The 13,906-nt window shown below is 63.0% G+C and carries 14 protein-coding genes and 2 riboswitches; of the genes, 6 read left to right on the top strand and 8 right to left on the bottom strand.

All coding sequences use genetic code 11. The annotated features are described in order from the left end of the window. Positions 1-195 precede the first annotated feature (195 nt). From AC56PL_RS26785 to AC56PL_RS26770, 4 genes are all read left to right on the top strand, one after another. On the top strand, positions 196-1,614 hold the full coding sequence (locus AC56PL_RS26785) for a wax ester/triacylglycerol synthase domain-containing protein (protein WP_497155725.1): 1,419 nt from the start codon (positions 196-198) through the stop codon (positions 1,612-1,614). A 502-nt stretch (positions 1,615-2,116) separates the two neighbouring features. Further along, a complete protein-coding gene (locus AC56PL_RS26780; protein ID WP_495517077.1) occupies positions 2,117-2,245 on the top strand; it encodes a hypothetical protein in 129 nt (42 codons plus the stop codon). A 121-nt stretch (positions 2,246-2,366) separates the two neighbouring features. After that, complete coding sequence (locus tag AC56PL_RS26775) at positions 2,367-3,359, top strand: alpha/beta hydrolase-fold protein (RefSeq protein ID WP_495517078.1); 993 nt, start codon at positions 2,367-2,369, stop codon at positions 3,357-3,359. A 74-nt stretch (positions 3,360-3,433) separates the two neighbouring features. Continuing rightward, the gene (locus AC56PL_RS26770; RefSeq protein ID WP_495517079.1) at positions 3,434-4,093 is read left to right on the top strand and encodes a DsbA family protein; all 660 of its coding nucleotides are present in this window, start codon (positions 3,434-3,436) and stop codon (positions 4,091-4,093) included. 295 nt (positions 4,094-4,388) lie between these two features. On the opposite strand, the gene AC56PL_RS26765 is transcribed toward AC56PL_RS26770, so the two are convergent. The 5 genes from AC56PL_RS26765 to solA form a co-directional block, all read right to left on the bottom strand. After that, positions 4,389-5,135: an ANTAR domain-containing protein gene (locus AC56PL_RS26765; RefSeq protein ID WP_495517080.1), complete on the bottom strand. Its 747-nt coding sequence runs from the start codon at positions 5,133-5,135 to the stop codon at positions 4,389-4,391. A 263-nt stretch (positions 5,136-5,398) separates the two neighbouring features. Beyond that, positions 5,399-6,115 (bottom strand): GNAT family N-acetyltransferase, encoded by a 717-nt coding sequence (locus AC56PL_RS26760; RefSeq protein WP_497155724.1) that lies wholly within the window; start codon positions 6,113-6,115, stop codon positions 5,399-5,401. Next, positions 6,100-7,275: an LLM class flavin-dependent oxidoreductase gene (locus AC56PL_RS26755; protein ID WP_497155723.1), complete on the bottom strand. Its 1,176-nt coding sequence runs from the start codon at positions 7,273-7,275 to the stop codon at positions 6,100-6,102. The genes AC56PL_RS26760 and AC56PL_RS26755 overlap by 16 nt, the downstream gene beginning before the upstream one ends. Positions 7,276-7,283: 8 nt before the next feature. Continuing rightward, complete coding sequence (locus tag AC56PL_RS26750; RefSeq protein WP_497155722.1) at positions 7,284-8,186, bottom strand: glutathione S-transferase C-terminal domain-containing protein; 903 nt, start codon at positions 8,184-8,186, stop codon at positions 7,284-7,286. A gap of 2 nt (positions 8,187-8,188) precedes the next feature. Further along, positions 8,189-9,316 carry an N-methyl-L-tryptophan oxidase gene (gene solA / locus AC56PL_RS26745; protein WP_497155721.1) on the bottom strand — a complete coding sequence of 376 codons (1,128 nt, stop codon included), beginning with the start codon at positions 9,314-9,316 and terminating at the stop codon, positions 8,189-8,191. A 3-nt stretch (positions 9,317-9,319) separates the two neighbouring features. Here solA and AC56PL_RS26740 point away from each other — a divergent pair, with 3 nt between their 5' ends. Beyond that, positions 9,320-9,562, top strand: coding sequence for a hypothetical protein (locus AC56PL_RS26740; protein ID WP_497155720.1), 243 nt, complete (start codon positions 9,320-9,322; stop codon positions 9,560-9,562). Next, positions 9,563-9,680: riboswitch (SAM riboswitch) on the bottom strand. Between the two features lie 191 nt (positions 9,681-9,871). Then, positions 9,872-9,984, top strand: a riboswitch (SAM riboswitch). Between the two features lie 88 nt (positions 9,985-10,072). Beyond that, positions 10,073-11,272, top strand: a complete 1,200-nt coding sequence (locus AC56PL_RS26735) for an aminotransferase class V-fold PLP-dependent enzyme (protein WP_495517084.1) — start codon at positions 10,073-10,075, stop codon at positions 11,270-11,272. On the opposite strand, the gene AC56PL_RS26730 is transcribed toward AC56PL_RS26735, so the two are convergent. From AC56PL_RS26730 to AC56PL_RS26720, 3 genes are all read right to left on the bottom strand, one after another. After that, positions 11,269-12,468, bottom strand: a complete 1,200-nt coding sequence (locus AC56PL_RS26730) for a PP2C family protein-serine/threonine phosphatase (protein ID WP_497155719.1) — start codon at positions 12,466-12,468, stop codon at positions 11,269-11,271. The two genes, AC56PL_RS26735 and AC56PL_RS26730, sit on opposite strands and share 4 nt — an antisense overlap. Next, positions 12,465-13,274 (bottom strand): alpha/beta fold hydrolase, encoded by an 810-nt coding sequence (locus AC56PL_RS26725; protein ID WP_497155812.1) that lies wholly within the window; start codon positions 13,272-13,274, stop codon positions 12,465-12,467. Before AC56PL_RS26725 ends, AC56PL_RS26730 begins: the two co-directional genes overlap by 4 nt. 85 nt (positions 13,275-13,359) lie before the next feature. After that, entirely contained in the window at positions 13,360-13,896 is a 537-nt protein-coding gene (locus AC56PL_RS26720) for a YbhB/YbcL family Raf kinase inhibitor-like protein (RefSeq protein WP_495517086.1), read from the bottom strand. Positions 13,897-13,906: the final 10 nt, after the last annotated feature.

Below are 13,906 nucleotides of genomic sequence, written 5' to 3'. Positions count from 1 at the left end.
GACCGGCCCACTCCTTCGGGGGTGGGCCGGTTTCTTTGTGCAGCGCGCCTTGCACACAAGTCGATGTCGCAGGGCCGGCTGCGAGTTCGTACATCACTACGAGTTGGGTGAAATCGGCAACGAACCTCATCTCGGCGAGATATGGTGCCCAACACCGGTAGTCAGTCTCTCCAAGGGAGCGTGATGTTCAGCAGGGTGCCCCCGACACCAATCTCCCAGCTGGCACCACGCGATGCCGAGTTCGTATACAACGAAAGTGATACGCACGGTGGGCATCTCATGGTCAGCTATTTCTTCGATGCTGATCAAGGATCCTGCGCGGAAGTCACCAAAGAGCAGGCTGTCGCATGGATAACTGCTCGGCTCGGCTATGCCGCCTTGTTCACCACGCGGTTGCAGCGGACTCCATTCGACCTGGACTATCCGCGGTGGGTACCGGCAGGCATGCCCGACATGGATCATCACGTGACCGTGCAGCGCGTGAGTGCCGGGGGCTGGCCTGCGGTGCGTTCATATCTGGGTGTGCTGCTGGCGCGGAAGTTGGATATGACCAGGCCGCCGTGGGAAATGCATGTGTTGTGCGGAGTACACGGCCTCGATGATCTGACCGGCCGATACACCGTGGTCACGCTCAAGATCCATCACAGTGCGGCAGACGGACTCGCCACCAGGGAGCTGACCCAGGCGTTGTTCTCGACAACCATTGCGCCCGCAGGCGGGGTGTCCATGCCACCGATGACCCGGACCGCACAGCTATCCCGGGCTCTGGTCGCGTTTCCCGGCAAGTCGTTTCGGTTCTTTCAGGGACTCTCGACGACCCGTCGGGCGGGCCTGGAGGTCAAGGAAGCCGAGCAATCCGGCGAGATCGTCTCAATCCGAGACGATCTGGCGGCGACTCGGTTCAATCGCTCTCTGCAGGGCGAGGTCTCCGTCGATTTCATGACTTTGACGATCGATGAGGCCAAGGCGATTCAAGCTGCGGTCCCGGGGGCGAGTTTGAACGATGTCTACCTCACCATCGTCGCCGGCGCGCTGGCCGCATACCTCGACAGCTGTGGGGAAGGGCCCAAGGATCCTCTGTGCGCCATGGTTCCCCGGTCGATGCGTCGTATCGAGCAGTGGGAGTCTGCGAACCAGTTGGCGATCCTGACGGTCGACCTGAACGTCGACGAACGGGACCCACTGGTTCGTCTGGCGAAAATCACGTCTGCTGCCTCGGCCGCGAAGCGGCGCAGTGACCATCCCGCGTTGCGGGCCAAGGGTAAGCGGGTCGAGACAGCACCGGCATGGTTGCTGCGGCTCACCGGCGTTGCCGTTCGGCACTATCCACACGATTCCGATCGCGGGCGTCAGTCGCACTCGACGGTCAGTAATATCCCGGTGACGGTGGATGGCTGTACATTCGCCGGTGCCCCGGCCGTGGCGATTCTCGGCGGGCAGCCGCCAGTGGATGGTGACGCCCTTCGGCACTATCTGCTGGCCGCTGCCGACGGGAAATTAATCCTCAATTTCTTCAGCTCATCAGCTGCTCTGCCGGATCCCGATAGTTATGTGCGTTTTCTGCGAACAAGTCTCGCGGACCTGTCGCAAGCGGCCACAGTAGGGGTGAATTGACGTCATTGATCGCATTCGTTGCTTGAGATGAAGCGTTTCTTCCGCCTGACGCCCAGGTAAGGCGACCCTGTCCCGAATTTTGGTTACATCGAATTCTTGTGCGACTTCATGATCTCAAAGCTGGTGTGCGACAACGGTCCTGCGGAAAACTTTTCGAGAAGAATTCACATTCCGGTCCCATGACAGGAATATAACGATAACGTGTTCTACACATCACATCAAAGCCTGAATGTGGTGTACCTCCCCAGTCGAGTGGTCGTTGGCCTCTTGTGTAGAGCCATGCCGACTTCTCGGTTACTAGCAAGAAAGTAGGCGCAACACATGGGATCTATCGAAGCATTTTTCCTGGCCGGCGGTGACACCCTTCTGCCGAACATCATCACCATCATGTTGGGGTTGGACAACCTGCTCGGGAACTTCGTCGGATCGGTTGCCGGCTGACGGTGACCGTCAGTTGATCATCCCCCTCTATGGCAACAGAAACTAGAATAAGGAGATTGAAATGGGCAGTGTTGGTGATGTTGTCGGAACAATTGTTGGAACGATCGCTGTGCCGGTAACCGATTTGGCGGTTCGCGGACTCGAGGCTCTCGCTGCGCTGAGCGGCGGAACAGTCAAGGTTCCCAAGTAGATTGACGCCCGCCGTGGCCCGCACCGACTGGTGTGGGCCACGGCTGCGTGTGTTTTTGCAATTCTTCAAGTATTCAACCGACAGACTGGGTCGGGCGTTGAAAAGTGGGTGGATGGTGGCGGTGAGCCGGTTGTTGTTTCGTCGTGGTGTGACGACGCTGTTGATCGCCGTTGCAACGGTTTTGATGACTTTGCCGGTGCAGGCGGCCGCTGATCCGGCGAACGTCGGAGCGTCTGACGTATCCGAAGCTGTTGTGGTGCAGCGGGGTACGGTGAACGATCGCACGCTTCAATTAACTGTGTACAGTCCGGCGATGGGTCGCGACATCCCGGTGACCGTGTTGTTGGCGGCGGACCGTAGTCGGCCCCGTGGAACCCTGTACCTCCTCGATGGCAACTCGGGACAGACGGAATCGAACAGCTGGCTCGCCGCCGATAAAGGCAACATCGCGCCGATCTTCGCGAACGAGAACGTCAATGTGGTTCTGCCAGTCGGGGGTACAGGAACGCTGTACACCGACTGGATCGAAGACCATCCCGAGTTCGGTGTGGTCAAATGGGAAACGTTCCTGACCAAGGAGCTTCCTGCGGCGTTGGAACCGTACCTGGGCGCGAGTGGTGACCGGGCGATCGGTGGGATATCCAGTGGGGCACAGGGTGCGGTGATGCTCGCGCAGCGAAATCCCGGCTTCTATCGAGCGGTTGCGGGCTACAGCGGGTGCTACTTCACAGAGGGCTTGGCCGGTACAACGCTCACCGATCTCACGGTGATCGGTTCGGGAGGGTCGTCGCAGCTCATGTGGGGACCGGTGGGCAGCCCGGAATGGAAGGCCCACGACATCTTCGCCAATGCGGCTCGACTGCAAGGCACATCGGTCTATCTGTCTTCGGGCAGCGGTCTTCCCGGTCAGGGTGAAGGTATTCCGATGCCACCGACAGCAATGGCCCTCGAGTTCGGCTCGAATCTGTGCACCGACCAGCTCACTGATGCGCTGCGCGCCAAGGGCGTGCCGGTGACCCGCAGTGCGCAACCGGTCGGCATGCACCTGTGGCCCTTCTGGCGAAGCGAATTGATCCACTCGATGCCGACTTTGCGAGCGGCGCTGGGTGCGTGACGCGCACCTCGGATGGTGGGCTGGTCGGCACGTGCGCGGGGAATGGCTTGCACACAGCGGTTGTTGAAACGTGAATGCCTACCCCTATCACCGTCGACATCTGGTCCGACATCGCTTGCCCCTGGTGCTACATCGGTAAACGGAAGTTCGAGGCCGGTCTGGCCGGGTTCGCGGGTCGCGACGACGTCGAGGTGACTTACCACAGCTATGAGTTGTCGCCGGATACCCCGGAAGACTTTGCCGGGTCCTCGGTCGATTACCTGGTCGAGAAGAAGGGGATGCCCGCTGATCAGGTGAAGCAGATGCTCGGCAATGTGACCGGGATCGCCGCCGAGGTGGGCCTGGACTTCGACTTCGACTCCGTCCTGCAGACCAAAACTCTCAAGGCGCATCAGGTGCTGCACTACGCCAAGGCTCAGGGCAAGCAACTGGAGTACGCGGAGAGGTTGTTCAGGGCGTACTTCGAGCAGGGCCGCCACGTGGGCCGCAGTGAGGAACTCGCCGACCTCGCCGCCGACGTGGGACTCGACCGGGACGCCGTGCTGGCGATCCTGGAATCAGGTGAATACGCCGAGGCTGTGGACGCCGACATCAATCAGGCCCGGGCCTACGGCATTACCGGTGTCCCGTTCTTTGTCATCAACGGCAAGTACGGCGTGTCCGGCGCGCAGTCGGCGGAGACGTTCACCGGTGTTCTCGACAAGGTTCAGGCCGAGGAGTCCAGCAATGTCTGAACCCTCACTCAGCCCGTTCGAACTCGTGGGTGACCCCGAAGCCGGAGCATGTGTGGACGGAGTATGCGTCGTTTCGACGGAAGTTGATTCAGCAGTCGTTGAAACTCGGCTCACTCGGCCCCCAAGCGACACCCCGGCTCCTGCTTAACCAGGATATCTAAATCGGAACCTGGGGCTAAAACCCCGACCTGCCGATTGACTACCCAGCGCGCCGAATCGCAAACCTTTAGCCCCGCGCACAAAACCCGTGACAGTGATGGTGCAGCTTCTCCCGGCAGATACCAGGACGGCAGACCTACTCGGTCACCCCGAACGGCAATGGATGGTCTTGCTCCACCAGCCGGGCAGCTACGTCGACGACGCGGATGTTGGAATCTTGCGAGAGCTTGCGTAAGAGCGCGAAGGCCTGCACCGCATGGAGGTCATAGCGTTCCATGATCAGGCCCTTGGCCTGGCCGATGATGTCCCGCGAGGCGAGTGCGCTGCGAAACTGCTTGCCCTTGCGGGCAGCGGCCAAAGCGATGGCAGCGTGCGTGGCGAGGTCGACTGCGAGGTCTTCGGTGTCGGCGTCGAACGCATCCGCAACCTCGGCATAGAGGGTGAGAGCTCCGAGTTCGTGTCCCTTGGTATAGAGCTGAAGTGATAGGACCGATCGAATCGGAGTTTGGTGGTACAGAGCCGGCATCAGTTTCGGCCATCGCTGTTCCGTCTCGACATTGTTGATCCGAACTGTGTACTGCTCCCAAATCGCGTCGAGCGCGGGGCCTTCACCATGCTCGTGCTGCAACGCGTCGGCCTGCGCGGGAACCGGACCACTGGCCAGAACTGATTCGAGTACGGCTTCGCTGCCGGGGTCGGACTTCCTGATCAAGGTGATCCCGGCATGAGAAACACTCGGTAGCAGCGCCACCGATGCCTCGGTAACCTCCTGGAGTACCTGATCTGCGGTTATCGGGTGATCCCGCGACCCATGCAGATCGCGTGCCATTTGCGCGATCTGGTCATGAATGCCGGACTCGACATGATCTTGTGGACTGTCCATCTGCTCACTCCATTACGCCTCTTGCAGGGTGGTGAAGTTCAGGTCGGTAGGCCCCTGCCCCAAACAAATCCGCCGCCACAAGGCGCCGGATACCGTGAAGCCCGACGACGTGGGAGCCCCCGTTCCAGAGGAACCTCCACGTCATCATTTGTCAGCGGTCACAGGGTGACCGCTTGGAGCTGGACAGTACCCCGACAAGGATCGTACAGCCGGCCCCCGTCGACAGCCCAGACGCTTGTGTCGGCGGGTGTTCGATGCCTTGATCAGTTGCCGGGGGAGCGCACGACCGTGAAGGTGATGTTGGTTCGCAGGCGGAAGCCCAGGTGTTTGTAGAGCTCGATGGCGTTGGTGTTGTCGGCCGCAGCCTGGAGGAACGGAGTCTCACCGCGGGCGTAGATGCCGTGGGCGACAGCGAGTACCAGGCGGGTGGCCAGACCTTCGCCGCGGAACTCGGCGTCGGTACAGACGGCGCTGATCTCTGTCCATCCCGGTGGATGGAGGCGCTCGCCGGCCATCGCGATGAGCCGGCCCTCGCGCCGGATCCCGAGATATGTTCCGAGTCGGTATGTTTCGGGGCTGAAGGGCCCGGGCTTGGTGCGGTCGATCAATGCGAGCATGTCGGGGACATCGTCGGCGCCGAGCTGGATTGCCTCGGGTTCGGGCCTCGGCTTCAGCGTGTCGGTGGCAACCATCTGGACGCCCGGGCCGCTCATGGCAACCTCCCAGCCATCGGGTAGGTCGGTCACCTCGACCGGCAGCGCGACTTCTTGTCCGGGGCCGATCAACTCGGCGAGATCAGTCCACGTCTGCGGATCGCTCAGATCGCCGACCCCGACAAACGGGGAGATCGTCGGGAGGTAGCGGCGAGCGCGGGTGGTGCCCTCGCTCAGGTGCAGATGGGCGCCGATTAGGCTCTCCCACATGGCATTATCGAGTACGCCGGTGTCCGGTGTGGTCTGAGCTGTCACCGGCTGAACCATTCCTTTGCGATGAGTTCGTACGAGCGCACCCGCGCCGCGTGGTCGTGTGTGATGGTAGTGATCGAGAGCTCGGCGGCGCCGGTGGCGTCCCGGAGGATCTCGAGTTTGTCGGCAACGGTGGACGGCGATCCGACAAATTGCGTCAGCACCCGGTCGCGGACCAGTTCGCGGTCGTCGTCGGTCCATTCCATCGCAGCTGCCTGCGCCGGACTCGGGAACGGGATCGCACCTTCGCCGCGCCGGATGCTGCGGACCCAGGGTGCGTATCCACTGGCCAGTTCGGCTGCTTCGTCGTCGGTTTCGGCGATCACCGCATCCACCGATACGGCAATATACGGTTCCGGGACATCCGCCGACGGTTGGAATGCTGCCAGGTAGGCGTCGACGGCGTCGATGACCGTACTCGGGCTGTGGTGGTAACTGGCAACAAAGCGCAGGCCCTTCGACCCTGCGACGGCGGCGCTGGATCCACCAGAGGCGCCGAGGATCCAGACCTGCACGTCAGCACCATCTCCCGGGGTGGCATGCGCGGGAAGACCTTGTGGGCTGACATATGTGTCGTCGAGAAGGGCGAGGACAGCAGAGATCTGCTCGTCATAGGTCGAGGCGTACGCGCCGGGTTGCTGGAGCAGATCGAGTAGGTGGGTGATGGACTTACTCGCAAACGCGCCGGCGATGTTGTAGATCTTCGGCAGGAGTAGACCATTGGGTGTGTACGTGTCTTCGGTGTGGGCGCCGCCGCCGCGAGCCGACAGATAATTCTTTGCCGCGACTTCGGTCACCGATTCCGATCCCGTTGCCGTTTCCGGGGCGGGGCGAGATATGGATCGTCCGATACCGAGGTCGAGGCGACCCGGGTACAGGGTGTTGATCAGGCCGAACTCCTCGACCGTCGCCAGCGGCGTCCGATGGCCGAATTGCACTCCGGCTGAACCCAACCGGATGGTCGAGGTGGACCCTGCGATCAGTGCGATCTCGATAGCGGGCGACGAACCGATGACCCCCGGATTCGTGTGGTGTTCGGCAAACCAGTAGCGGGCGTATCCGAATTGTTCGGCGCGCTGGACCAGGTCGATGGCGTTGCGTATTGCGGTGGTGTTGTCCGACCCGCTGGAACGGGGCAGAAGGTCGAGAACCGACAGGGGGATGGGCGGGGCCATGGGAACTCCTAGTGAGCTGCTGCGGACGACGTGATCGGCGACTGCCATTCACCGGCTACGGCGTCCGAACCCCCGAACGACGCGAAATCGGTGGTGGCGCGAAATGCGTCCAATGAGTACAGGTCTCGGGCATAGCGCCACAGATTCGGGAAGTCGGCAAGACGCCGGGTACCGGCCCTGGCCGCCGCAGCATCGTGCCGAACAAGCGTCACCCAGAGCCGGACGTCGGCCAGAGTCACGTTGTCGCCCAAGAGGTATCGACTCCCCGCGAGGCGGCTGTCGAGTTCTGAATATGCCTGATACACAGTGGTCGCGGCTTCCTGCGCGGCCGAACCGGTTCCGGTCGCCACGTGTGCGGTGCTGTTGACCGTGGCTCGCAACCAGGCTTCCAACTCGTCGATCTGCGGGCGCAGGTCCTCTGGGTAGAGGTCGAACTCGCCGGTGACCTGACGGCGATACTGCGTCGCGAGATCGGCGTCGAGCGTGTCGAACGTGTTGCTCACCACCTGCTTCGTCTCGCGATCCCACAGGGTGGGGACCGACACGTGGCCATCGAAGCCGGGTTCGGTGGCGTCGTAGGCATCGCGTAACAGGGTGAAGCCGTTCACCGGGTCGGGGCCGTGGGTTTCGCGGAATGCCCACCCGCGGGCATCGCGGGCACCGTCGACGTAGCTGACACTGATCGCATCGGTGAGGCGGGCCAGCTCGATGACCAGCGTGACCCGCTGAGCCCACGGGCAGAACCAGCCGGAATAGACGTGATAGCGATCAGAGACAGCCGGGTACGGCGTGGATCCGTCGCTGCTGATACGTCCGGCGAATCGATACACCGGTCGGGTGTCGTCCGGTTCGCGAGTGATCGTGTACTCGCCGTTAGTCTCGGTATCGGCTGGGCTGGCGAAGTTCGACATGGCTAGACAACCTTTTCTGCGGAGTGGGAACGGAATGAGAACAACTCGGGGGCATCTTTGTCGGCGGTGAGGTCGGCGAGGAGGCGGCCGATGGCGGGCACGAACTTGAAGCCGTGTCCGGAGAATCCGGCGGCGACCGCGACCGGACCGCGGCGGTCGATGACGAAGTTGGAGTCGGGCGTGGTCGCGTACGTGCAGCTGATCGGGGTCAGTGCGTCGGCATCGACGCCGGGCACCCAATGACGGACGTACTCCTGCAGGGCCTTGAGCTGCCGTGGTTCCGCCGTGAAATCGCGGTGGTCGGGGTCGACGACGGGTCCGGTTCCATGGAAGCCGACCTTGATGCCTTCGGCACCCGAAGACAAGCCGTACACACCACCGAATTCGGGCGCGTTCGGTCCGTCCGGGTCATGCAAGATCCCGAAGCTGGGCCATTCGGCGTCCTGGTCACGCGGTACGAAGTGTGCGGGTTGCTCTTGGGTGACGGTGATCTGTGGCAGCGGTGCGATTCCCGACAACAGCTTCGTCGCCCAGGCGCCTGCCGCCACCACCACACGTCGGGCCACGTACTCCTGGTCATCGGTGCGCACGGTGACCGAGTTCTCGTCTGTGACGTCGATCGAGATCACCTGCGATTCGTGTCGAACCTCTGCACCGAGAGCTGCTGCGCCGCGTTGTGCGCTGACAGCGTTGTCTGCATGTAGTCGCCCGCTGTTGGGGTAGTACAACGCGCGGCCGTCGAATCTGATTCCGGGCCAGCGCTGCGAGGCCTCGTCGGGCTCGAGCCAATGATGGACGAGTCCGAGGTCGGCGAGGGTATCTGCGATCTGGGACAGGTACGGAGTCCATCCCTGATCGACGCCGCCGGTGACGGTGAGCAGTTGCGTCCCGGACTCGGCTTCGAGGTCGGCCCAGAGTCCTTCCGCTTCCCTCGCGAGCGCGACGTAGGTGCGCTCGGCGTAGGAGGTGCGGAAGATGCGGGAGGCGCCATGTGAGGCGCCGTTGGCGTGGCCGGGGGTGAATCGTTCGAGCAGCACGGTCTCGACACCCCGGCGCGCCAGTTGCCAGGCGGCGGCCGAACCCATCGCGCCACCACCGACAACCACGGTGTCGACCTTGACGGAACTCATATCGTGACCTCGATTCTGTTGTGTTCGGTGAGCCCCTCGATTCTTGGTATCGACGCCAACAGGGGCCCTGGTGTCCTCGCTTCGAGGATTGGTGAAAAACACTTCCGCAGTGCCGGTTTCGACGACCTGAAACATCTGAAACTGCTGCACATGCAATGGGCCCGGCAGATGCTCAGGATTCGACCGCGTGGTGCGTTGAACAAGGTCATCAAGCTCCCGGGAATCTCTTCGGGCTCGCTTGCGTGAAACCCGCGCTTGTCCCATGCCGGTGAAGGCTGGGACCGTGTCTTTCATCCAGGGCACCCCGCCGCGGTGGAGGGTTGCCGACCAGCAAGCTGGAACTTGGCGCTGATACTCGTTGACACAGGGCAGTTGTTGTCCACCAGGCGAATCCGGGCACCGTATGTGCGTGTCCGGGCCAGGGGATTTCAACTGTTGGACAGAACCATACGCACGCTGCTGCCCAAATCCGATGGATGCGCGGAGTTTCGATCGCCGAGAAGTTAAAGCACATGGGTATGGACGACGCCGAAGAAGTCTGTTAGCGTCGTCGTCGGTCACGAGTACCAGCGCATAGCCCCGGCTTGCTGGTCAGCAACCCTCCATCGCGGCGGGGTGCTCCGGGTGAAGACCTGGCCTGTTCGAACCCGAACAGGCAAGCGCGGACCTCCCACCGTCCGAGTTCCGAACTGCTCCATCTGCAGGTTCGAAACTTGGTGCGTGCGGGATCCCTGACACCGGAAGCTGGTGTGAGATATGAGCACTGCAACACTGAACCGAAACCTGAATGCTCTTGCAGCGATAGAGGGTTCGGACACCCAGGCCCCACTGAGGGATGGCTCGACCACGCGATACGTCAACTTCGACTACGCGGCGAGTGCGCCGGCATTGTGCAGCGTGGTCGATGCGATAACGCGACTACTACCGACCTACTCGAGTGTGCACCGGGGCGCGGGCTACGCATCGCAGGTGACGACGCGGGCGTACGAGACCGCCCGAGCGCAGGTCGCTGACTTTGTCGGTGCCGGCGAGCAGCACTGCCTGATCTTCACGCGGAACACCACAGATTCGCTGAACCTCCTGGCTCGCTGCGTGCCGGGAAAAGTCGTCGTCCTCGATCTGGAACATCATTCAAATTTGTTGCCGTGGAGTGATGTTCACGTCGTCCGTGCTGCGAATACGCTGGCCGCGACGATCGTCCGTGTGGAGACCGCACTCAAAGAGACCGGTGCGGTGTTGCTGGCGGTCACCGGTGCGTCGAACGTCACCGGTGAGATCTTGCCGGTCAGTGAACTGGCAGATCTTGCGCACCGCAACGGTGCTCGGATCGCTGTCGACGGCGCGCAGTTGGTTCCGCACCGCAGGGTGGACATCACTGCCTGCGGCATCGACTACCTGGCATTCTCGGGACACAAGACCTACGCGCCCTTCGGGGCCGGAGTGCTTGTCGGACTGAGGGATTGGCTTGATGCCGCCGACCCGTATCTCGCCGGTGGTGGCGCGGTGCTCAACGTCACCGAGCAGGACGTGAAGTGGGCGCCCGCGCCCGCCCGTCATGAAGGTGGTTCGCCCAACGTCTTGGGTGCGGCTGCGCTCGCGGCGGCCTGCGTCGAAATCGAATCCCTTGGGGAGGCCGTTGTTTCCCATGAAACATCACTGACCGACCGGTTGCGCGATGGTCTGGCCGAGATCCCGGGCGTGCATGCCCTGAAGATCTTCACCGACAGCACCGATGCCGTTGGTGTGGTCAGCTTTGTCGTCGACGGACATCGGGCCGCCGAGGTGGCAGCCCATCTGTCGGCCGAACACGGCATCGGGGTGCGCGACGGACGATTCTGTGCCCATCCGCTTCTGGACCGTCTGGGCCACGGCTCAGGGGCTGTGCGCGCCAGCCTCGGCCTCGGTTCGAGCTCCGAGGACGTCGACCTGCTCCTCGCCGCCCTCCGCACGCTCTAAACCCCGGGGTGGGGGACGCTCAGTGCCATGAGCGCGGTGTCGTCTTCGAGGCCGGCACCGAAACCGTCGAGCAACTCTCGCAAGTCCTCGATGATCTGGCCTGCGGACGTCGGGGTGTGTGCCGCCGCGAACTCGAGCAGCGCACCGTTGTCGTCGTACCGCTCGGGACCCGGCCCGATCCGCGCCTCGGTGAGCCCGTCGGTGTAGAGCACGAGGGTGTCGCCGGCGTCGAGGTGAATCCGGGTAGAGACAAATCTGGGAGCGCGCAGGATGCCGACGAGTTGGCCGCCCTCGGTACTCACGTACTGCGCTCGGCCTGCGGCGGTGAGCAACAGCGCGGGCGGATGGCCCCCGCTCGCGAGGTGTACGTCGAATCCGTTGTCGGCGCGGGTGAGGACGCCGAAGATCACTGTGCAGAAACGAGGTTCGTCGCCGTGATAGTTCGAATGCAGCACGGCATCGAGGTTGTGCAACACCGCAATCGGATCGTCGTCGTACACCGCTGCAGCGCGCAGCGTGTAACGGGTCAGCGACGTCACCGCCGCTGCGGTGGCTCCTTTTCCGCACACGTCGCCGAGGAAGAACCCCCACTTGTGCTCTGACAGGGCGAACAGGTCGTAGAAGTCGCCGCCGACATCGTCGATCGATGCAGCGTTGTAGTGGGCTGCTGCCTCCATGCCGTCGGGAGGTCGCAACGACGGTGGAAGCAGTGAGCGCTGAAGGGTCGAGGCGAGCAGTTGTACGCGCGCACGTTCTTCTTCGGCATGGCGCCGTGCGGCGAGCAACTGTTTCTCGTACGCGCGTCGATCACGTGCGTCCTGCACGGTGATGCGGATGAGCACGGCGGTGCCATCGGTACCGATCTTGACGTTCGCGGTGACGAATACGGGCAGTCGTCGGCCGTCGGCCGCGACGAGGTCGACGGTGATTCCGCTCAGCACCCCTACCAGCTGCAGTAGCGGTGCGAAGTGGGTTTCGTAGTGTATGCGCCCGCCTGCGGTGAGCAGATCGCTGAAAGGCCTGTCCAGCAATGACGTTCGGTCGTGTCCGAGCCACACCGCCAGAGTGGTGTTGACCTTTGCGATGCGCCCGTCCGGCCACGTCGACAGATACCCGCACGGTGCGTTCTCGTACAGGTCTTCCAGACTCTCATCGAGTACGTCCGGTGACCTGATATCGCCGTGGTCCTTGCTCATCGACGGCCACCCACGAAGGCCACGATGGCCTCTGTGGTGGGCACGGGGTCGCTGAGCTGGGGGCAGTGTCCGCTCGCGTCGAGGGTGACGAGTTCGCTGCCCTCGATTTGGCTGTGCACATATGCGCCCACGTGGCGGGGTGCCAGTGAGTCTCGCGCACACTCGATCACGAGGGTTGGCACGGTGACACGCGCGAGATCGGTGCGGTTGTCGGACAGGAAGGTGGCGCGGGCGAACACCAGCGCCTTCTCGGGGTCGGTTCGACAGAAGGATTCGGTCAACTCGTCGCCGAGCGCCGGTCGCTCCGGGTTACCCGCGATGTTCGGCGCCATCGACGCCGACCAACCGAGGTAGTTGCTCTCGAGAGACTCGAGCAGTTCGTCGATGTCACCACGCGTGAAGCCACCCCGATATCCATCGGATTCGTCGTCGACATAGCGCGGCGACGGGGTCAGCAATACCAGCTTGGCGAACCGGTCGGGTTCTTTGGCCACGGCGACGGCGCCGATCATCGAGGCGACCGAGTGACCAACGAACACCACGTCGTGCAGATCGAGTTCGACGACGATGTCGAGCACATCCTGCGCATAGGTCTCGAGGTTCGAATACCGCTCGGCGTCCCACGCGGCCGGATCGGAGGCGCCTGCGCCGACGTGATCGAACAGCACCACCCGATGGTCGTCGACCAACCGCTTGGTCACCCGATGCCAGAGGTTCTGGTCGCATCCGAATCCGTGGGCCAACATGATCGTCGGCCCGTCTTCGCGCCCGAGGATCTTGACGTTGTTCTTCGCGCGCACATTCACGTGCTTCATCTTCGCACCTGATGTGTGTTCCTGCGGGCGGGCCGTGCCGAAGCATGTTCGGCCCGGTCAGTAGGGTTCGTCGCAGTCAGTGGGCGGGCGGCGTCCACCCGTGGGCTGCGGTCAATGTCGCGCGGCCGAGGCTGTGAATGTGGAGCGCCTCGTGCAGCTGAACAGATCCGGCGAGGACGCCGAGTGGCAGCCGGCCGATGTCCACCGCATGGACGGTGAATGTGAACCGTCCCGGCAGGCCGGGCGGGGCCGGCGACGGACCGACATACCGTACGATCCCGAAATCGTTACGCAATTGCTTTGCCAGACTGGGTAGTCGCTCGCCGGTTCCATTGCCGGCGTCGACCACCAGTGCGGTCACACCACCACTGACATCGGCGACCGCCCAATGGCACCGGCCGCGCGAGTCTGTGGCTGTCACCGCGTAGGAGAGCGTTCCGATCGGTGCGCCCGACCACTGCAACGACGGTGACACATCGAGCCCGCCGCCGCCGAGTAGTCCACTGCGTTGTGCGGTCCGCAACCGTCCGCCGTCGGTGACCTCGGGCGAGCGCAACACCAGGCGTGGCCGGGCTCGCATCGTCGGCGACGGTGCGACAAAGTCGGTGGTCATGGTGCGGTGT

The sequence above is a fragment of the Williamsia sp. Y721 genome, from assembly GCF_059683565.1.
Note: the sequence above shows the minus strand (reverse complement) of the source record. Positions and strands in the feature narration are given on the sequence as shown.